The organism is Bacillus sp. Cr_A10 (assembly GCF_029222665.1).
Classification (GTDB): Bacteria; Bacillota; Bacilli; order Bacillales_A; family Planococcaceae; genus Psychrobacillus.
On record NZ_JARHXR010000016.1, the window covers coordinates 1 to 21499 of the forward strand.

Genomic DNA, 21499 nt, shown 5'->3' on the forward strand with positions numbered 1-21499 from the left:
CGGTAAGGGAGCCGTTTCAACGATATTCTTATATACCGGACGACATTATTAGTAAGGTCAAATCTATAGACTTTTTCAGTGTCGTCGCTACGCTTCTGCAGGGTCTCGTCTGTCTCGCTTTCCCGCAGGAGTCGAGCGGACGCTTCTCATATCCAATAAAATGTGATGGATATTTACACTAGTTTGTAGACGAACTAAAGCATCCTACGGGATGCTTTTTTATTATCCTATATAGAATCCTAGAAATGCTAAGCCTATGCCTCCCAAATAAGTAGCGGCAAAATAGATGAGCCATTTTCGAGGATATTTTTGAAGTGTAAGTAATTCTTTATTAAAGGTTGAAAAGGTTGTAAAAGCACCTAGAAATCCTATTCCTAGAAGTAGAATAAGATATTTATCAAGACCTAAATGAATACTGTATCCCAATAAGAAAGATCCGCTTAAATTAACAAGAAGTGTGCCAAATGGTAATTTTCGATCAGGATTGTTAAGCTTTTGGGATATGTAAAATCGAACGATGGATGCTATAAACCCTCCAATAGCTACAGCTCCAAGATGTAAAATACTCATTTACCCCCCTCACTATTCCAACCTAATTTACTCATCAGAATGCCACCAATCATACTGATCAATACGTATACTATAGACAATAGATATTCACCTCTATTAACTAATTCCACTGTTTCCAAACTAAATGTGGAGAAAGTTGTAAAAGCACCTAAAAACCCTGAAGTTATGGCAGTTTGTAAAGTCAAAGGTAGCCTACTTTTTGGCAGTACTACTGATGATAAGTAAGAGAGTATATAACAACCGATTAAATTTATAGCTAATGTGGCAAACGGGAAAATAGAGTCTGTAAACAATAGAAGCCCGATTAGATACCTTAATAATGCCCCTAATGCTCCAGCTACTCCTACAAGTAAATATGCCATTTTTCAACACTCCATCTTAATAAATAAAAAACAGAACACCCAAAGTTTTAATATCTTTGGGTGTTCACAGCAAAATATTTTAGTTTAAAAGCGTTGTAACATCCACATAAGGAAGACCTTGTGCTTCCGCAACCGCTTTAAAAGTAACATGACCTGCTAAAGTATTGATACCTTTTTGTAATGCAAGATTATCCAAGCAAGCTTGTTGATATCCTTTGTTAGCAATTTGCAAAGCATAAGGAACAGTTGCATTCGTTAGGGCCATTGTAGAAGTTCTAGGAACTGCTCCTGGCATATTAGCAACTGCATAATGAACAACACCATGCTTTTCATAAGTTGGGTTATCATGCGTTGTGATACGATCAGAAGTTTCAAAAATTCCACCTTGGTCGATTGCAATATCAATTACAACAGAGCCAGGAGACATCGATTTAATCATCTCTTCTGAAACAAGTTTTGGAGCTTTTGCACCAGGAATTAAAACTGCTCCCACTACTAAGTCTGCTTCTTTTACTGCTTGTCCGATATTATAAGGATTTGAAATTAATGTTTGAACATTACTACCAAATAAATCTTCTAACTGACGAAGACGATCAGGATTTAAATCGATGATTGTAACTTGTGCACCCATACCTACAGCTATGTGAGCTGCATTTGTTCCAGCAATTCCCCCACCAACAACTGCAACTTTCGCACGTGGTACTCCTGGAACACCACCAAGTAAAATTCCTTTACCGCCATTAATTTTCTCTAAATATTGAGCACCAATTTGTGTTGCCATACGACCAGCAACTTCACTCATTGGCGTTAATAGTGGTAATGAATTATTCGGAAGTTGAACCGTTTCGTAAGCAATAGCAGTTACTTTCTTTTCTAATAGGACCTTTGTCAAATCTTCTTCAGGTGCTAAATGTAGATAAGTAAAAAGGATGGATTCTTCTTTAATCAGATGAAACTCATCATGAGTTGGTTCTTTTACTTTCATAACCATTTCTTGATTCCATGCTTCTTGTGCAGTATTTACAATTGTTGCACCTGCTGCTATATAATCCTCATCAGTAAAACTTGAACCTAATCCCGCTCCAGTTTCAATAATAACTTCATGATTGTGATGTTTTAAAGTAACAACACCTGCAGGCGTCATAGCGACACGATTTTCGTTATTTTTAGTTTCTTTTGGTACACCAATACGCATTTCCATATCCCCTTATGTACATATTTTAAGTAATAAAAATGAAAACGTTTTAAAACACTTCCATTTTAACATTTATATAGGAAAATTACTTCAATAAAATAATAATTATATGGATAAGTTCACAAGTTGTTCTTAAAATCTTACTCTAAGTAGAAGGAATACAAAAAGAAATCACGAAATATATATATAAAACAAGAATAGGAGGTTTTAATTATGACATTAAAATACAAACAAATTCTAGTTGCAGTAGATGGTTCTAAAGAGGCGGAGCTTGCTTTTAAAAAATCTGTATCCATTGCAGCAAGAAACAATGCCACTTTAAACTTGATTAACATTATTGATACAAGATCATTTGCTGCAATCGAGGCTTATGACCGCTCTATCGCTGAACGAGCTCAAGTTTTTGCGGAAGAATTATTAGATGGATATAAAAAAGAAGCTCTTGCAGGCGGCGTTGCAAATGTGAACATAATCGTTGAGTATGGCTCACCAAAAACAATGATTTCAAAAGACATCGCAAACAAAGTAGAAGCAGATTTAATCATCTGTGGGGCAACTGGTTTAAACACAGTAGAACGCTTCCTTATCGGTAGTGTATCTGAATACATCGTTCGCTCCTCAAAATGTGATGTTCTAGTAGTTCGTACAGAAGAAACAGAAAGTTAAATAAAAAAAGGTAGCCCTTGGGTTACCTTTTTTATAATTCCGCCAATCTCATCGTGTCTCTCGCAATCATTATCTCTTCATTCGTCGGAATAACAATTACTTTTACTGGTGAATGTGGGTAATTTATAAACGTTTCTTTTCCAAGTATTTTGTTTAAATCAGGATCCATATAAACACCCATAAATTGTAGTCCACTTAAAACTTTTTCTCGAATGACCGAGCTATTCTCTCCGATACCTGCAGTAAATATTATTGCGTCTACTCCATTCATTCGAGCAGCATAAGAGCCAATATATTTGTGAATACGATTTGCAAATACATCTAGGGCTAACTGAGCACGATCATTTCCTTTAGAAGCCTCGTTAACGATATCACGAAGATCACTGGAAAATCCAGATACTCCTAGCATACCAGATTTTTTATTTAATATATCTAGAACTTCTTCTGCGCTTTTACCCGTCTTTTCCATTAAATAAGGGATGAGTGCTGGGTCGAGATTCCCCGATCTTGTACCCATCGTTACTCCGGCAAGAGGTGTGAATCCCATTGAGGTATCGATTGATTTTCCACGATTGATAGCAGCGATACTTGCTCCATTACCTAAATGGCAAGATATAAATCGTGTAGTCTCAATAGGTCGATTTAACATCTCTGCTGCACGATAAGCAACAAACTTATGAGAGGTCCCATGGAAACCATATTTACGGATGCCATACTTCTTATAATAGTCATAAGGAATGGAATATAAGTATGAGCTCTCTGGCATTGTTTGATGAAAGGCAGTATCAAAAACTGCTACAGCAGGAACATGCGGTAATTCTTTCGCAACCTCACGTATACCTGTAATATTTGCTGGATTATGTAATGGTGCCAGCTCAGATAGCTCATCTAATTTATCCATAACCTTTTCATCGATCAGTATAGAATCACTGTAGACTTCCCCACCATGAACAACACGATGTCCAACTCCGTGGATATCCTCTAAAGAGTGAATGACATCTTTTTCTAACAGCTGCCGAATGATTAATTTGACAGCTTGTGTATGGTTTTCAACATGTTCAATTAATTGAGTACGTCCACTTTCTGTCGTCATCGTAAAAATTGGCTCGCTCAAACCAATTCGCTCGATTAACCCTTTTGCAATTACTTCTTCTTCTGGCATTTTGAGCAATTGAAACTTTAAAGAAGAACTTCCTGCATTAATTGCTAAAATATTTGCCATAAAAAAACGCCCCTTCTATATTCTAGTACGTTAATTGTACCTTTCACAGAAGGAGCGAGCAACAATCATTATTTAGCGTTTTCTTCTTGCCATATGTCAATTTTCTTAAAAAAGAGTTCCATTGCTTCTTTGTTCGACATATTAGGTACTTTTGCAAGTAAAACTTCTCTTGGAGCTTTTAAAGTCTCATTTTTCTTTTGTATGATTAATAAGCTTTTTTCTTGTCCTTTTGATTTGAAAATAGTTGACGGTAATTGGATAACAGCTTGAATCCAACCATTGTCTTTCAAGAATTTATGCAGTTTTGGAGCTTGTTTCGATTCAAAAATTGTTTCAGGTACTAAAAAGTATAACAAGCCACCTGGTTTCACATGTTTCATCGACTGCTCGATAAACAAGTGATGTGCATAAGACATCTCTTCTTCACTATGTAGGAAGTAGTCTTTTGCTGATTCTGAATCAGGATAATATCCAACTGGCAGATCACTTACAACAATATCAACAGGATCGATTAGTAAAGGCTGTAGAGCATCTTGTCTAAATAGTTGTACGTCGCAACTTAATAACTCTCCTGTTTGTGCAGCCAACTGGATTAACAAATCATCAATTTCCACTCCAAATGCATGGTTCTCTGTTGGTAATGCATTCATTACTGTATAAAGTAAATTACCTGTTCCTAAGGCAGGGTCTAAAATTGCCAATTCCTTTTTGTCTTTCGACATTTCCTTCACAAAATAAGCTACTAGTAATCCAATCGCATCTGGGGTCATTTGATGATTGACTTGAGCAGATTTTTTCATACCTTTAAGTATCGCCAGTTGTACAGCTTTTCTTATTTGCTCCTTGCTAGTATTAATGATGGAAGGCGTTTTTTTGTCTGTTAACCATAATTCCAGTGCATAAATAACTCCCTCTAAATAGGTAACAGATGCTTGTTCTTCTATAAAGCTACTCTCTTGATCGATAAACGTAAAAATTTTTTCTACATTTGTGTGCATATTTATCCCTCATAGTAAAACCCACTCTAAGAGTGGGCTTAAATGTTTTATTTGTTCGTTAATGCTTTAACCGCTTCTAATGCTTTTTCATAGTCTGGATGATCGGTACCTTCGCTAACGTATTCAGCGTAAGTAACCACGTCATTTTTATCGACTACAAAAACAGAACGAGCTAGTAATCGTAGTTCTTCCATATAAACACCGTATGCTCTACCAAATGAAAGGTCACGGTGATCAGATAGAGTTTGAATTGCGTCAGCAGCATTAGCTCCGCACCAACGTTTTTGAGCGAATGGTAAATCTACTGAAATTGTTAAGATTACTACATCTTCACCTAAACTAGCAGCACTTTGATTGAATTTGTTTGTTTGTGTAGAACATACTCCTGTATCAAGGGAAGGAACTACACTTATTAAACGAACTTTACCAGCAGAGTCTTGAAGTGTTACTGGTGATAAATCATTTGCTAGAACTGTAAAGTCTGGCGCCTTTTCTCCAACTACTACTTCTTTTCCAACTAAAGTTACTGGATTGTTTTTAAATGTTACTTGAGCCATAAATATGTAGCCTCCTTTTTCAATATCTTCATCTTACTAGAATATGTTCTGCTCTTGCAACTCTTTTGCAGCAGGAGGACATGTATATTCAACTTTCTGAGTTTTATCATATACAGCTTCGTGTACTACTAAAGTATCTGCAATAAAGTCGTGAATAGCTTGCTTTTTAGGAGTAAAAGCAACTGCAAGATATGGAATATTTAGTGGAATCACCGAGATAATTCTACCAACCCATTCTCTAAATAAAACCGTACTCCATTTTAACTTTTCTCGATCCTTTGTGATTACTTTAATACCAAAAATCATTTTTCCAACTGTTTGGTTGAAAAATTTCGTCATCAACACGAAATAAGCATAAAATATAATTGATGTAATTAACGTAAAAGGAGCATACCAAGTAGGATCATTTATCTCCAATGAAAGTAAACGGAAAATAGGTTTTATTAGTAACATTCCAATAGAAGCCAAAACTAACAGGTCCGCTACATATGCCCAAAAACGTATCCAAAAGCCTGCCGCTTTGTGCTCAAATTGATCAGTTGGCTTAGTGACTGGTTGAGTTGGAGCTTCACTTACTTGCACAATACGTTCTTCTGGCTGTTCAATTTCACTCATCATATTCCCTCCTTATCATTCACCGTATAAATACATCATGCGAGGTGCACTATTATCTGCAATCAGTTTACCGATTAATTTAGACTCCATATCAACACCAAAGAATGATTGTGCCTTCATCGCAAACAATGAAGAAAAGCTTGGCGAGTATCCATATTCAAAAACCTCTGCATCTTCCAAATCATTGTCTGTTTTGATCGCTTGAATTACATCTTCTATAAATCCAATTTCATCTGCTAATCCTGCTTCAACTGCTTGACGACCATTTACTATTCTTCCGTCCGCTACTTTTTTAACTTCAGCCTCCGTCATATTACGTCCTTGTTCGATAATATCTACAAAATCCTCATAGGAGTCGTTCAACATGACCTGTAACAGTTCTCTCTCTTCTTCTGTCATCTCTCTTGATGGGCTCATAATGTCCTTATATGGACCTGATTTGATGGTAACAAATTCTACACCGTATTTCTCTGCAAGCTTACCATAATTGACACTTTGCATAATTACACCGATTGATCCTGTAATTGTTTCTTTGTTTACAAAAATTTTATCCGCAGATGCTGAGATATAATAACCACCAGATGCTGCCATACTGCCCATCGAAACATAAACCGGCTTACCAGCTTCCTCTTGTATCTCTCTAATTTCTTTATAAATTTGCGCTGATTCAACTACTCCACCACCAGGAGAGTTTACTTGAAGTACGATAGCTTTAACTGATTCGTCTGTTTTCGCTTGTTCTAATTGCTCTAAAAAGAATTGATGGTTATAAGTCTCCGTAGCAAAAAGTGATCCAGTACTTCCTGTATCCTGTATAACTCCATTTACTGTAAGGAGTGCAACACGCTCATTCATATTACCCTCTTCAATTACTGTTTCATAAAATTCAGAGCTTGAAACTGATGCAAACTCCTCCATCATTGCTGTCCAATCCGTCGAAAATGCACTCGATAACGTATTGACAAAAATAGAAACTGCTAATAATACGGATGCCCCTAAAATGGCAAACCAACGTTTCATATTCATATACCTTGTTCCTCCTTTTGTTTACATTCTTACATACGAAAAAAATGTCTAAATGTTTCATGAAATGTTAAAATAAATGCATATACAGAAGATCACATACTTCTAATTAATTTCATATGACAAAAATATTATTTAATTAAAAGGAGAAAGCTTAATGACCTCAAGAAATACAATATTTCTTTATACTAAGAATGACATAGAATCATTAGAAAAAAAAGATGTTTTAGCAGATGCGATTCAATCGTACGGCTTTCAGGTTGTAGACAACCACCAAGATGCTTCTATTATTGTTAGTATTGGAACAGATGGATCTTTTTTGCAGGCCGTTCGCAAAACTGGTTTTCGTCAAGATTGTCTTTATGCTGGAATATCAACAACTGGCACATTAAGTATGTACTGTGACTTTTTAATAGAAGATATAGAAGCGATGGCAGATGCAGTATTAAATGATCAAATAAAAGTTCGAAAATATCCGTTAATGGAAATATCGGTCAATCATAATCCAAAATTTTATTGTTTAAATGAGTTTGCGATTCGATCCAATATCATAAAAACATTTGTATTAGATATTATTATTGATGATAAGCTCTTCGAGACGTTTAGAGGAGATGGCATGGTTATTTCAACACCAACTGGAAGCTCTGCCTACAACAAATCGTTAAACGGTGCAGTTGTAGATCCACTTCTCCCTTGTATCCAAGTAACAGAGATTGCTTCCGTCAATAGCAATGAATTCAGAACTCTTGGCACTTCTTTTATATTGAGCGGCAATAGATCTCTCGAACTCCGTTTACATAAGGATTGGAATGATTATCCATCTATGAGCACCGACAACGAAGCTTTAAGCATACAGCATGTAGAAACTGTCTCTATTGCTTTAAGCAATAAAATCATCAAAACCGTAAAATTAAAAGATAATAGCTACTGGGAAAAAGTAAAACGTTCTTTTTTATAAGGGCATGTTGTTTTACCTTCAAAACAAAGTGCTGGGTCTAATTCTTCTAATGAAATAGTACTGTATTAAAGGATATATCTAGGAAGTGTGCCTTACACGCCGCAAGAGCGTGAAGAATGAGACCCCGTAAAGGATGGGAGAGAGACGAAGGAGCAACTCATCCTGCGGAGGCTCATGCGTAGCGTGCGGCAAGCACACTTCCGTGTTCTGCTTTCTTTGGCTTGTTCGTTGTAGATATATTCAATAGATTCTCAACAGAATAGAAACTTACGTCTAGATCTTCTCAACATATTACGTGGAGTAAATAAAGCTTTTTATAAATAGAAACAGGTAGTCAAAGCACTACCTGTTTTTTTCGTACCTCTACAATTTTTGATGCAGTAAATAAGATTAACGCAAGCCAAATAAAGGAAAATGATATGAATTCAATTTTACTAAACGTTTCGTCATATATAAAAACTCCGATAACCAACATGAGAGTCGGAGCTATGTATTGAAGAAAACCAGACATATAAAGTGGCATCGTTTTAGTACCTTTGGCAAACAACACAAGCGGTACCGCAGTTGCTACACCAGTAAAAGCTAACAATATCATTGTAGGAGTACTAGAATGAAAAAAGACTGCTTTATCAGTAATTAACAAATAGCCAAAATATATAAGAGCCACTGGTAAAACGAACAAAGTTTCTAGAGTTAATCCTCTCAATGGATCAATCGTTAAACTTTTTTTAATTAGTCCATAAAAAGCAAATGTTAACGCCAAAATAAAAGCAATCCATGGGATTTCTCCATAGGAGACAGTTAAAATTGCCACTCCTGCAGCCGCTATAAGTACGGAAAGCTGCTGGGCTCTTGATAATTTTTCTTTTAAAAAAATAATACCTAATAGCACTGAAATTAATGGGTTAATATAATAACCTAGACTTGTTTGAACAATGTATCCTGCATTTACTGCAAATATGTATGTAAACCAATTACCCGTTACTAAGTAAGAAGCTAGAACAAGACTCCAAAAGGCTTTCTTATTTTTCCAAAGTTCTTTTAAATCACTTATTAATACCCGAAAGTTCTTCATTAGAATTACTACTAAAAACGTAAATATAAAGGACCATATTACTCGACTTGCTAAGATTTCGTCGCTGGAAACATCCAAAAGCAACTTCCAATATATTGGCATAAAACCCCAAAAAATATAGGCAACAGCTACGATTACTATCCCTTGTTTTTCTTCATTTTGCAAAACTATCACCCCACATATTTAGGAACTCGAAACACAAGAAACATTATAATACTTTACTTCACTGAAGTAAATGGACATATTCATCCAGTCAGACAAAAAAGCACGGAGAACATATTATTCTCCGTGCTAATTTATTATTTAGTTTTGAGTTGTTGTTCTTGCTGTCTTAACTCTATTCTTCTAATTTTACCGGAAGTAGTTTTTGGTAATTCCTTGATAAATTCTATTTCACGCGGATATTTATATGGCGCTGTCATGGATTTCACATGCTCTTGAAGTTCTTTCACTAGTTCCTCAGTGCCTTGAATGGATGAATCACGTAAAACAACAAATGCCTTTACGATCGTTCCTCTAAGCTCATCTGGACTTCCAACAACTGCACATTCTTGAACAGCAGGATGCTTTGTAAGTGCATCTTCCACTTCGAATGGTCCAATGGTATAACCAGAGCTAATAATGATATCGTCTCCTCTACCTTCAAACCAAAAATATCCATCCTCATCTTTTTTCGCTTGGTCGCCTGTAATATAGTAATCTCCTCTAAATTGCATAGATGTTCGTTCTGGATCCTTTAAATACTCTTTAAATAGAGCTGGAGTTTCTATATGCACTGCAATATCTCCAACTTCTCCTGGAGCACAAATTTCTCCAAATTCATTCACTATTTCTACTGTATTTCCAGGAGTAGGTTTTCCCATAGAACCAGGACGAGCTTCTGTCCCTTTCATTGTTCCAACTAATAATGTATTTTCTGTTTGACCGTAGCCGTCTCGTACTTCTAAATTGAATAATCGATCAAATGTTTCAATAACTTCTCTATTCAAAGGCTCCCCTGCTGAAACAGCACTGTGAAGTGAGGAAAGATCATAATCTTTTAATCCATCTACTTTAGCCATAATTCGGTATTCAGTGGGTGTACAGCAAAGAACATTTACTTTTTTCTCTTGCATATTTTTTAAATACGTATTTGGATCAAATTTCCCATTATAAACATAACCAATCGCACCACTTCCTAAAGTTGCAAGGAACGGACTCCAAATCCATTTTTGCCATCCCGGACTAGCCGTTGCCCAAACAATATCACCTTCTTGAATCCCAAGCCAATTTGGAGCAGATGTTTTTAAATGTGCAAAAGCCCAGCCATGTGTATGCACTACACCTTTTGGATTTCCAGTTGTACCACTTGTATAAGATAGAAATGCCATATCATCCTTTAAAGTATCTACTACTTGAAACTCATCTGATTCTGCTACAATTTCATTTGTTAGTGATACCCAGTTATCTTTACTTTCACCTATTACTAATAGTAATTTTTCATCTAAGTGAGAGACATCATCGAATTGGTCTAAAAATGGCTCATATGCAATTATAGCTTTTGCTTCACTATGCACAAGACGATATTCAATATCCTTTGCTCGAAGCATTTCTGAACTCGGTATTACAACTAACCCCGCTTTTAATGCTGCGATATAAACTTCGTAAGCCTCTATTAATCGAGGAACCATGATTAATACTACATCACCTTTTTGGAGACCTTTTCGTCCAAAAAGATTTGCTATTTTATTTGATCTTTTCATTAGTTGATTATATGTACTAGTCTTCACTTCACCCTTATCGGATTCCCAAATAAGTGCTAGCTTACTTTCATCTTTACTATATTTTTCAAATTCACTAACTAGGTTATAATTTTGAGGTGCAATTAAGTCTTGTTTATTCATCCTAACTCCTCCTTTTTATACACTTTAATTATAAAGGAAATTAACTGAGTTTTATATATAAAATTAATTTTCAGAAACCTTTATTTATAAAAAAATTAGCCAAAATAAAAAACCGGCAGCCTAAGCTACCGGTCCGTTGTTTTCTTATTTGCTGAAACCATTCATTTGTTGTTGAGCTTGAGCAACTAATCGCTTAGTGATTTCTCCGCCTACGGATCCGTTGGCACGCGATGATGCTTCTCCCCCAAGTTGTACTCCAAACTCTTGAGCAATTTCATATTTCATTTGATCAAGTGCTTGTCTTACTCCTGGTACTAAAAGTTGGTTTGAAGAATTGTTGTTTGGCATGTCTCTCACCTCCTTGTGAATATAGATTGGTCGATTTCTTTTAAATCATACACAAGGCGATGAGGTATATTTTGTTAATTATTAAAGCAGATTTTCAAACTCGTTTTTCTTTTTACTTGGAAATGAAAACACTTCTCTATTCTCTACTGCTTCTTTTATCAATTCATCAAAATCCTTAAAGCTTTCATAGTATTCCACTTTTTCAAGCTTTGGCTTTGTTTTTGGACAGGATGGAGTGAAAATTGTACAACAATCTTCATAAGGCAATATAGAGGTCTCATATGTCCCAATACTTCGAGCTATATCAATTATTTCAAGTTTGTCAAAAGAAATAAGTGGTCTAAAAATTGGTGTTGTGGATACTGCATTTATTGCTGTTAAGCTTTCTAATGTTTGGCTTGCAACTTGTCCTAAGCTCTCACCTGTGACTATTCCTAGTGCTCCAATTTCTTCCCTTACAAGATCAGCGATTTTCAACATCATTCTTCTAGTCGTTGTCATTGATACATTATCGGGTATTTGAGCTTGAATACTTTGTTGGATTGCGGTAAAAGGAATGACATGCAATCTTACTGTTGCGCCAAAATGACTTAATTGATTGGCTAAATCCATCACTTTTTCTTTTGAACGTTCACTTGTAAAAGGTGGACTATGGAAGTGAATTGCATCTAATCGAACTCCACGTTTCAATAACATATAGCCTGCTACAGGACTATCGATTCCTCCAGAGAGCATCAACAATGAGCGACCATTGGAACCAAGAGGCATTCCACCAGCACCAGGTATAACTTGTGCCATCATGTATACTGCATCTGATAAAACTTCAATTCGTAATTCAATTTCTGGCTTTTTCATTTGCACTTTTAAGGTAGTAAATTGTCTTAGCACATGATTTGCAACTTCTCTTTGAAGTTCGTACGTATCTAGTGGGAATCGTTTATCGGTACGCTTTACCGTTACTTTAAATGTTTTATCTTCGTAGTCTAAACTGTCGATAATCTTTATAGCAGTTTCTTTTATATCCTCCAGTTCTTGCGTACAAGAAGCAACTGGGCTGAATGATTGAATACCAAATATTTTTGGAAGACGTTTGATCAGTTCATCAATTTCTGCATCCTCTTTCGAGCTAAGAAACATTCGATCTCTTTCAGCTGTGATTTTTACATTAGGTAAATCAACAAATGAAAATTTTATATTGTTTCTAAGATGTGTAATGAATGCCTTTCTGTTTTTACCCTTTGTTGATAATTCACCGTATCGAACTAATATTTTTTCCCATTTCATCTTTTTATGTCTCCTTTTATTACATTCATTACTTTCGTAAATATTTTTTTAAATTGCTCCACTTCAGTATCTGTATTCGTATACGAAAGACTCAATCTAATGACACCTTTAATATAGTCATCTTCTAGATGCATAGCTTTTAATACATGACTCGTTTTCGTTTGTTTAGATGAACATGCACTGCTTGTAGAGACAATGACGTCTTCCTTTTGCAAAGCATTTATAAATACTTCTCCTTTTACACCTTTCACTGAAAAAGAAATGATATGAGGTGCTCTTATTTCCGGGGAAATGATTTTTATGGAAGAAAATGTTTTTAAAAAACGCTTAAGTTCCTCTGTCATTTTTTTTAAGCTTTCTATATGTTCCTTAAGATTAATACTCGCTAATCTTACTGCTTTTGCAGTACTTACAGCAAGAGGAACTGGCGTTGTTCCGCTTCTAATCCCAGATTCTTGTCCGCCTCCATATATAATTGGATCAATTTCTATCGAATTTTTTAATGCTAGAAGTCCCGAACCTTTGAGACCATGAATTTTATGAGAAGAAATAGTAATAGCATCGACATGTTGCTCATCAAAATTTACAAGCATCTTTCCAAAGCTTTGAACGGCATCCATATGAAATACAGCTCGACTATTTGATTTAATAAGTGCGGATATTTCATTTATCGGTTGGATAGATCCTATTTCATTGTTAACATGCATAACACTAACTAAAATTGTATCTTTACGAATTAATGTTTTTAAATCGACTATAGAAATAACCCCATCCTTATTGATAGGAATTTCTTCCACAATAAATCCTTGCTGTTGAAGCATTCTTGCTGCTTCTAATATAGAAGGATGTTCGATTTCTGATATGAGAATATGATTACCACGCAGTTTATATTTATTTGCTAAACCGAATATGGCTAAATTATTCGATTCTGTTCCACCAGATGTAAAATATATTTTTTCGCTTGCAGTTTTTAGTACATCTGCAACTTGTGTTCTTGCTGATTGTAGCAATTCATTTGTATGATGCCCAAATTCATGGATAGATGCAGGATTTGCCCAAAAATTTTCATTTACCGATATAAATGTATCCATTATTTCTTTATGTGCTTTAGTTGTAGCACTATTATCAAAATAAATCATGTGTTATACCCTCCTTTTCGGAAAAAAACCACCTTCACAATAGTGTGAGGCGGTTCACATTAGTATACAAAGTCTAAAAAAATTAAATAGATCGTTGTTAAACTGTATGAAAACACTTCTCCGTTGAAGTGCTTCTTACTGAAATAAGATTTTTGCAGCAGCTACAAAGTTTGAAAGTATTTCTGAAACCTTCTGAATTATGTACGCCAAGCGTCTTCTTTCACTAGAACTTCAATTTTCTTTAAAGCACCCGGTTCAACCTCTTCAACCGCAGTTGCAGCATCTTCCAAAGCTTTTGCATATCTAAGTTGTCTAAATGCTTCTTCTGCTTCCAGTAAGCGCATGTGAACATTTGGATGATTTGCGCGATATCGGTTTCCATATTGTATTATCTTTTCTGTTAATAATACATTTTCAAGCATTTCCTTTGCCTTTTGATGCACTTCTTCCATACAAGCTTCAGCTTTTGATAAATAATTTTCGACTAAAGACATGTTGAGAGGAACTTCTTGCAGGCTTTGCATCGCTACATAAATATGTTCTTCCGCTTCTTCTAAGCGAACATCCATATCCTCTGGAATTCCAGGGATATTAGCTTTTTGTAACATTCGGTCTGTATCGTGCAACAAATTTTTTAATTCCTCTAGTTTCGCGCGAGCTTTGTTTTCATCAATTCGAAGGTTTTTTAAACTATTTGCAAATCGATCTTGTTCTTCATATAAACGGTCAATATCTTCTGCAATTTCGTTCAATTCTTCTTGAAGACTAGAATAAGCAGATTTTTCTTCCTCAACCCGGCTAGAAAGTAACTCAAATTTCTTTTGCAACTCTTCTAACTCTTTTAAACAGCTTTGAGGAATCTCTGCCTCTTTTTCTGGTAAACGGTAACTTTGTTGCACGTAGGTTGCTTCTTCGTTTACTGCAAGAGTTACGGATGTAACTTCTCTAAGACGATCAGCCGTTTTTTCTTTATGCTGGTCTACGTATTTTTTTGCTAATACTTCTTTTTCAAGTAAATCATAGAAAGTTTCAATTTCATCTTTTATTTCTTCTACACGTTCAATTGTTTTGGTCACTTTTAGTTCAACAATAGCTTCTTTCAAAACTTTTAGTTCTTCTTCTATAGCATCTAATTTTGCTGTCATTTCTAGATGTTGCAAGTAATAAGAGCTCTCTTCCATTTCCTTTTGACCGTTTCTTAATTCGTGAATACTTGCAGGGATCTTGTGTTGAATTTCTGATAGCACTGTAGGGATATCATGTAAAATATGAAAAAACTTTTGTCCTTCATTTTGTACAGATATGACAATCTCACGAGCGCTTAAATAATTTCCTGAATCTGTCAATTTATCAAATTCTTCAAAATGAGGATTAAATGATTCTAATTTAGCCTCAAGTACTGGAACTGCATCCCCAAATGAATACTGATGTGCAAGTAACGTTTTTCTAGCAGCGCGATGCTGTTCTTTCAACTGTTCCATTTCAATGCGATTCTTTTCTTCGCTACCAATTAATTCTTCTAGTTCTTTTAGAATCGTAGACATTTTCTGATCACATGAAGTAATTAATGACTGAATTTCTTTTTCAGTCTTGGAAGCCTTTATAAAGAAAAACTTGTCCACGTTTTCTTCCGCATCAAATAATAGAACATCAATTTTAGGCATCAGTACATCCATTACCTCTGTCCATGTATTCCTCCAACGCTCAAACATTTCTTCCGTTTGACCATTCATGTTCAGCTGTTTTACTTTCGTCATTTCTTCTAAAATCGGTTTATTCTGTATCTGGTGTTTTTCATGTTCTAACCGTTCAATTTCAGTATTATGTTTTCGTCTTATAATAAATGCAAAAACTGCAATGACTAAAAGTATAATAACCACTGGGATGATATACTTCATCGTAAGCCCCCGTTCCAAGATCAAGAGTTCTATTTTAACTATTACTATATATTTTACCATTCTTTTTATGTTATTGTTTCATAAAACAAGAGAAAAGCAATGAATTCTTTGAAATAATTGTATTTTATTCAATTGGAGGTATATTTTTTGAGAAAAGATGGCCATATTCATTCACCATATTGTCCTCATGGTACACTCGATTCTTTTCACTTATACATTGAAAAAGCGATTCAAAACGGGTTCCAAGAAATGACGTTTACAGAACATGCCCCATTACCTAAAAATTTCATCGACCCTACTCCCGAGCAAGACAGTGGGATGGAATTCACTAGGCTCGAATCATATTTGTCTGATATACATGATTTGAAAAAACAATATGAAAAAGATATTATTATTTCAACGGGGTTGGAAGTAGATTTTATTTCAGGCTTTGAAGAAGAAACAACTTCTTTTTTAAATACGTATGGTAAATATTTAGATGATTCTATCTTATCTGTTCACTTTTTGCGTTTTGAAAATAAATATACATGTATCGACTATTCCAAGGCTACTTATTTAGAATTCGCTCAACAAGTTGGAAATCCGATGTCTATGTACAAATTGTATTATAAAACACTCATGGATTCAATAACGAGTGATTTAGGAAAATTTAAACCAAAAAGAATTGGTCATATTACGCTAATACATAAATTCCAACATGCCTTAACAGAAAAAGTAGATGATCACGATGCTATCGTATCTATTTTAAAAGAAATGAAAAATCAACACCTTCAATTGGATGTAAATAGCGCTGGTCTGGCAAAAACGTATTGTTTAGAAAGCTATCCTCCTCCTTCCTACATTATGTTGGCAAAAGAGTTAGGAATTGAATTGGTTTTTGGGTCAGATGCGCATCAAGTAAAAGATTTACATCAATTTTATAACGAAGTAAATAAATATATAGAGAATGGAGAATAATCATGTTTACTCAATCAACGTATTCAGAAGATTTATCTGCAAATTATACGATGTTAAGCAAGCAATTAGATGCATTATTAGAAGGCGAAACAAATGCAATCGCCAATTTAAGCAATGCATCGGCACTTTTAAATCAATTTTTCGACCAAATTAACTGGGTAGGCTTTTATTTGATGGAAGACGGGGAACTAGTGTTAGGACCATTTCAAGGTTTGCCTGCATGTGTAAGAATACCTATTGGTAGAGGGGTTTGTGGAACAGCAGCAAATACGAAAGAAACAGTAATTGTTCCTGACGTACATGCTTTTCCAGGTCATATCGCTTGTGATGCGGCATCTCAGTCAGAAATTGTTGTTCCAATTAAGAAAAACGGCGAACTGTTAGGTGTACTTGATATCGATAGTCCTATTAAAAATCGTTTTTCCGAACAGGATAAGCAAGGTTTAGAGCAATTCGTACAAATTTTAGTAAAACATATATAAAAAACTGTTGATTAGATAAAATTTAAATGGATACTATCGGTTCCAGGCGGACGCGTTCCGCCGGCATGGCTTCAGCCGCTTCCCTTGCTCCTGCGCAAAGCTCGTCGCAAAAAACAATGCTCCTGCGCAAAGCTCGTCGCAAAAATTAATTTCGCTTCGCTTTCGGTGCAGAAAATTCCGGCTGGAGTCGCCGCCTTCCACTCCAATCAACTATTATCCGCTTTTCAATTAGAAAACCTTTATGCCATTAATAGGGCAAGTTTTTATTCCTTATATTTTTACAATTAGTATTTATAGAAAATCGTTGAAAAAGATGATACTCCTGTGGGAATAGCGTTTGCCGAAGACCCCACAGTTCAGGGGAAGGCAATCTAAGTTCGCGGCATCCTGCTCCTGCGCAAAGCTCGTCGCAAAAGAACTTTTGCGGCAACGATTGCATGACCAACATCGTGTTGACCTAGGAGGCTAAGGCAACGCCCGCGGAAAGGGAGCCGTTTCAACGATTGAAAGAGCTTATATAAAAAGTCAAATTCTATAGACTTCATACGGATGAGAGAGGCAAAATGACTCGTCATTGAAAGCTTAGTCGTAGCATGCATAATCGCACAGCCGTGTAGTATGCGTACCTAATCATAAAAAAGCTGAGGGATATCCCTCAGCTTTTTAGTTTGGAGAAAGCTATCTGCAAGTCTTCTATTAGATCAGTAGAATTCTCTAGACCAACAGATAAGCGTAGTAAACCATCTGTAATTCCCATCTCCATTCTTTCTTTTTCAGGTACTACTGAATGGGTCATCGTAGCGGGATGCTGTATTAATGTTTCTGCATCTCCTAAACTAACTGCAATTTTAATTAAACGTAGTTCATTCATTAGCTTTTGAGCACTTTTTAGACCGCCTTGAACCGTAAATGAAATAAGTCCTCCTCCAGCTTTCATTTGCTTTTTAGCTATCTCAAATTGAGGATTCTGATTATCATAAGGGTAGTAGATGTTTTCTACCAACTCACACGTTTTTAAAAAGGACAAAATATCCTCCGCATTTTTAGTATGTCTATCCATTCTAACATGTAGCGTTTTCAATCCTCTGATCAGTAACCATGCATCAAATGGGGATATGATTCCACCAAAATCTTTTTGAATAGACATTCGTATCGCTTCTATTTCCTGTTTTTGTTTACCTACTAAAATTCCCGCAATAACATCTCCATGCCCATTAATATACTTTGTCGCACTATGCAAAACAAAATCTGCACCTAGCTGCAAAGGATTTTGTAAATAAGGTGAACTAAAAGTGTTATCGACTACTACTTGTATTCCATGTTTTTTAGCTACTTTTGTAATTAGTTCAAGATCCACAATTTCCATAGTTGGATTAATCGGTGTTTCGATATAAATGCAAGTAGTATTCGGTTTAATAGCTGCCTCAATTTCTTCTTCGCTTGCTAATAAGGATAAGTCATGCGAGATATTATATTTTTCCTTTAAAATGTTCAAGAGACCAAATGTACAACCGTAAATTCCTCGAGTACAAAGAATATGATCTCCTGCTTTTGTTAAATGAACTAATATAGTACTAACTGCTGCCATTCCAGATCCAAAAGCCAATGCCCCTTCCCCATATTCAAGAGCCGCCATTCGTTCTTCTAAGACGTGAACAGTTGGATTACCAAGTCTTGAATAGATTCCACCAGCTTCTTCACCTCCAAATCTTCTAGCACCTTGCTCTGCTGTTTCAAATGCAAAGGTAGAAGTTTGATAAAGAGGTACAGATAAACTACCTTGATGCTGGTCCGAATTATATCCCTTATGAATGTATAATGTTTCCTTTTGTAGCTTTTCATTTGTCATGCAAATACACTCCTTTGTAAACGCTTACATTTATTTTACAATGAATAAAATAAAAAAGATAGGCATCTTCACCTTGTTAAAGTGAAGATGCCTCGGGTTGTAGACAAATTTAGTAGGGTTCATTTCAGACTGTCTTGAAAACGCTTGTCATTCGAGGCGCGCCAGCACTAGGCGGAAGCGAATAGAACTTGAGTTCATGAGCTTACAACGAAGTGCAAACGCTCTTGTTTGCGACGAGCTTTGCGCAGGAGCAAGCAACGAAGAATGCGAGCGTTTGTCAACAGTCTGAGGCATCTTCACCTTGTTAAAGTGAAGATGCCTTATAAATACGTAATTGGTTTTTACCACTATTTTTCGCTTCATATAGAGCTGTATCTGCATTATGGAACAAATGATGAAAAGAAGGAAGCTCATTTTTATCCCATCCGCAAACTCCAATGGATACAGTTACACTCGGATTTGTATTGTCAGGAATTAATTTAATTATGTTTTTGGACTCTTCTATGCCTTCTTCAATCGTCATTTGAGACAAATATACAGCTAGTTCCTCTCCACCCCATCTTGCTCCAATACCAATTCCTTCTGTTCGCTTTTTAATAACACTCGCGATTTGCTTCAGTATTTCGTCTCCAACCTGGTGGCCATGTGTATCGTTGACTAATTTAAAGTTATCAATATCCAGGAGGATGAAGACGCCACGCTCGTCATTTTTCATAGACGTTTCCACGTATTTATCTAAATATTTACGTGCAAAAAGATTAGTCAAATGATCACGATTCACCATTTCCTGCAGTTTATTACGCAATTTAGAATTGCTAATCGCTAGAGAAGAATGCTGTATGAGAGATTGCATTAATTTGAAGCTATCAAATGAAAAGAAATACGGTTCTTTATGTAACACAATGCTAAATCCAGTAATAAGATTTTGCTCTTTAATTGGTATTGCAATGAGCGATTGGAAATCAAATTTTTGTTCTGCTAGTCTATTAAGATCTGCAATGAACAGAGCATCCTGAACTTTTCCAAAATGGTTGACTACATATTTTATATATTCTTGTCCATTCGATGTATGAAAAAATTCTGAACTGGCGGAAGAAACTTCAGGCCCTTGGTCGTTTAAAAAAACGAACCCAATTTGTTCAGGCTTAAAAGATTTATTAAATTGTTTGTGTAAAAAGGAGAGCATATCTTCTAAAGATAGATTCATATTTAGCTTATGGGAGGTTTCATTAATTAATTGCAAATCAGATACTAATCTATGTGATTGAATATATAGTTTTGCATTTTCTAATGCATTTCCAGCTGCTGTAGCAAGTAAGGATGCAAATTCTTTTTGTCTGACTGAAAATAAATAATCCAGAGGTGTAGACAATTGCATTATGCCATAGATACCTTGTTTCCCTTTAATAGGTACATTTAATAAACGGGCTCCTAAATCTGTTGCTAACTCTGTTGTGATTTCCCCTGAAACATATGCTTCAACTGTTGCTGGTCTCTCAGATGTATAGTCAAAAAGTTTATACGGAACCGAAGTCTTTCGATCTTGATCATTGGACAATATTAAGATTGCTTTAAAATTTGGAAACGCCTCTTGTACAGCATTTAATGTACCTTCTAATATTTGTCCAATATCAAGTGTTGAATAAAACATCTTCGTAACATTGAACAAGTTTCGATATTGATGTTCTTGCTGTGTTAAATAGACGGTTTTTTTTATTTTTTGAACCAATGTACTAATACTAGTTATAAAACTGATTACTTCTGTTGTTTGGGAAAATTCCTTCCATTTTTGAGTCGATTCCATTATTAACAAGCCTAAGGGTTTATTTTCTTCATCCCTTAACAAAATAGATACTTCGCCATCTGACAAATTATTTTTTTGTAAAAATGGTATTTCATTAAAGTCTTGACCACAAAAATATCCTTCGACTTCAAACCATTTAATTGCATTTAATTTTTTAGCTAATGAATGATTCCATTGTAATTGTAAAAATGTATCTGTATCAAATATGAAGTAATTTGCCACCTGAACATTAAAAAACTCGGAAAGTATTTCTTTTAAATCTTCGAACCAGTCATAACTAGACTCATGATTAAAGACATTTTCATACCAAATATCTAAAATACGGCTCTTTATAGGCTCCACTATTTTAACGTCCATCCATTTAACACCTCTTAACTTTCCAAGTGTAAATACATTACTTTTATCACATACTCTTTATAATTCTATTTGACTATACTTCACATAATTTGTCAATTAATATACGACTAATCAGAATAGTAAAATCTTTTATATATCAATGTAATTAATGACTTAAAGTTTATTATATGTTGACTTACAAATTATAAAAAGTTACAATAGAATTTGTGTAAAATAAATGCAGCAGTTGTATGATCTAGATTGCTCATTTTGTTCCT

General features: G+C 35.2%; 20 protein-coding genes. 4 read left to right on the forward strand and 16 right to left on the reverse strand.

Going from position 1 to position 21499, the window contains the following annotated elements; all coding sequences use genetic code 11:
* Positions 1–222 precede the first annotated feature (222 nt).
* The 3 genes from P2Q73_RS15680 to ald all read right to left on the reverse strand — a co-directional run bounded on the left by P2Q73_RS15680 (position 223) and on the right by ald (position 2127).
* A complete protein-coding gene (locus P2Q73_RS15680) occupies positions 223–570 on the reverse strand; it encodes a fluoride efflux transporter FluC (protein ID WP_275788980.1) in 348 nt (115 codons plus the stop codon).
* Entirely contained in the window at positions 567–932 is a 366-nt protein-coding gene (gene crcB, locus P2Q73_RS15685) for a fluoride efflux transporter CrcB (RefSeq protein ID WP_275788982.1), read from the reverse strand. The genes P2Q73_RS15680 and crcB overlap by 4 nt, the downstream gene beginning before the upstream one ends.
* Positions 933–1011: 79 nt before the next feature.
* Positions 1012–2127 carry an alanine dehydrogenase gene (gene ald / locus P2Q73_RS15690; protein ID WP_056832996.1) on the reverse strand — a complete coding sequence of 372 codons (1116 nt, stop codon included), beginning with the start codon at positions 2125–2127 and terminating at the stop codon, positions 1012–1014.
* A 213-nt stretch (positions 2128–2340) separates the two neighbouring features.
* Between ald and P2Q73_RS15695 the strand changes: the two genes are divergently transcribed.
* Positions 2341–2793 (forward strand): universal stress protein, encoded by a 453-nt coding sequence (locus P2Q73_RS15695; protein ID WP_053588625.1) that lies wholly within the window; start codon positions 2341–2343, stop codon positions 2791–2793.
* A 31-nt stretch (positions 2794–2824) separates the two neighbouring features.
* On the opposite strand, the gene P2Q73_RS15700 is transcribed toward P2Q73_RS15695, so the two are convergent.
* The 5 genes from P2Q73_RS15700 to sppA form a co-directional block, all read right to left on the reverse strand.
* Entirely contained in the window at positions 2825–4015 is a 1191-nt protein-coding gene (locus P2Q73_RS15700) for an acetate kinase (RefSeq protein ID WP_275788985.1), read from the reverse strand.
* Between the two features lie 68 nt (positions 4016–4083).
* Positions 4084–5013, reverse strand: a complete 930-nt coding sequence (locus P2Q73_RS15705) for a class I SAM-dependent methyltransferase (RefSeq protein WP_275788987.1) — start codon at positions 5011–5013, stop codon at positions 4084–4086.
* 47 nt (positions 5014–5060) lie between these two features.
* Entirely contained in the window at positions 5061–5570 is a 510-nt protein-coding gene (gene tpx / locus P2Q73_RS15710; RefSeq protein ID WP_053588618.1) for a thiol peroxidase, read from the reverse strand.
* 36 nt (positions 5571–5606) lie between these two features.
* The gene (locus tag P2Q73_RS15715) at positions 5607–6185 is read right to left on the reverse strand and encodes an RDD family protein (protein ID WP_275788990.1); all 579 of its coding nucleotides are present in this window, start codon (positions 6183–6185) and stop codon (positions 5607–5609) included.
* Between the two features lie 15 nt (positions 6186–6200).
* Complete coding sequence (gene sppA, locus P2Q73_RS15720) at positions 6201–7211, reverse strand: signal peptide peptidase SppA (RefSeq protein WP_056832991.1); 1011 nt, start codon at positions 7209–7211, stop codon at positions 6201–6203.
* Between the two features lie 154 nt (positions 7212–7365).
* On the opposite strand from sppA, the gene P2Q73_RS15725 reads away from it, so the two are divergent.
* Positions 7366–8166, forward strand: coding sequence for an NAD kinase (locus P2Q73_RS15725; protein ID WP_053588616.1), 801 nt, complete (start codon positions 7366–7368; stop codon positions 8164–8166).
* A gap of 334 nt (positions 8167–8500) precedes the next feature.
* Here P2Q73_RS15725 and rarD read toward each other — a convergent pair whose 3' ends face one another.
* The 6 genes from rarD to ezrA form a co-directional block, all read right to left on the reverse strand.
* Positions 8501–9406 carry an EamA family transporter RarD gene (gene rarD / locus P2Q73_RS15730; RefSeq protein WP_275788993.1) on the reverse strand — a complete coding sequence of 302 codons (906 nt, stop codon included), beginning with the start codon at positions 9404–9406 and terminating at the stop codon, positions 8501–8503.
* A 134-nt stretch (positions 9407–9540) separates the two neighbouring features.
* Complete coding sequence (gene mbcS, locus P2Q73_RS15735) at positions 9541–11124, reverse strand: acyl-CoA synthetase MbcS (RefSeq protein WP_275788995.1); 1584 nt, start codon at positions 11122–11124, stop codon at positions 9541–9543.
* Between the two features lie 144 nt (positions 11125–11268).
* Positions 11269–11472, reverse strand: coding sequence for an alpha/beta-type small acid-soluble spore protein (locus P2Q73_RS15740; RefSeq protein ID WP_053588614.1), 204 nt, complete (start codon positions 11470–11472; stop codon positions 11269–11271).
* Positions 11473–11553: 81 nt separating this feature from the next.
* The gene (gene thiI, locus P2Q73_RS15745; RefSeq protein ID WP_056832987.1) at positions 11554–12756 is read right to left on the reverse strand and encodes a tRNA uracil 4-sulfurtransferase ThiI; all 1203 of its coding nucleotides are present in this window, start codon (positions 12754–12756) and stop codon (positions 11554–11556) included.
* On the reverse strand, positions 12753–13895 hold the full coding sequence (locus tag P2Q73_RS15750; RefSeq protein WP_275788998.1) for a cysteine desulfurase family protein: 1143 nt from the start codon (positions 13893–13895) through the stop codon (positions 12753–12755). The genes thiI and P2Q73_RS15750 overlap by 4 nt, the downstream gene beginning before the upstream one ends.
* A gap of 197 nt (positions 13896–14092) precedes the next feature.
* Positions 14093–15793, reverse strand: coding sequence for a septation ring formation regulator EzrA (gene ezrA / locus P2Q73_RS15755; protein WP_275789000.1), 1701 nt, complete (start codon positions 15791–15793; stop codon positions 14093–14095).
* A 147-nt stretch (positions 15794–15940) separates the two neighbouring features.
* Between ezrA and hisJ the strand changes: the two genes are divergently transcribed.
* Together hisJ and P2Q73_RS15765 are read left to right on the forward strand one after the other, a co-directional pair.
* Positions 15941–16750, forward strand: coding sequence for a histidinol-phosphatase HisJ (gene hisJ / locus P2Q73_RS15760; protein WP_056832981.1), 810 nt, complete (start codon positions 15941–15943; stop codon positions 16748–16750).
* A 2-nt stretch (positions 16751–16752) separates the two neighbouring features.
* The gene (locus P2Q73_RS15765; RefSeq protein ID WP_056832979.1) at positions 16753–17232 is read left to right on the forward strand and encodes a GAF domain-containing protein; all 480 of its coding nucleotides are present in this window, start codon (positions 16753–16755) and stop codon (positions 17230–17232) included.
* A 655-nt stretch (positions 17233–17887) separates the two neighbouring features.
* Here P2Q73_RS15765 and megL read toward each other — a convergent pair.
* Positions 17888–19081, reverse strand: coding sequence for a methionine gamma-lyase (megL, locus tag P2Q73_RS15770; protein WP_056832977.1), 1194 nt, complete (start codon positions 19079–19081; stop codon positions 17888–17890).
* Positions 19082–19385: 304 nt separating this feature from the next.
* Complete coding sequence (locus tag P2Q73_RS15775) at positions 19386–21242, reverse strand: sensor domain-containing diguanylate cyclase (protein ID WP_082461095.1); 1857 nt, start codon at positions 21240–21242, stop codon at positions 19386–19388.
* Positions 21243–21499 lie beyond the last annotated feature (257 nt).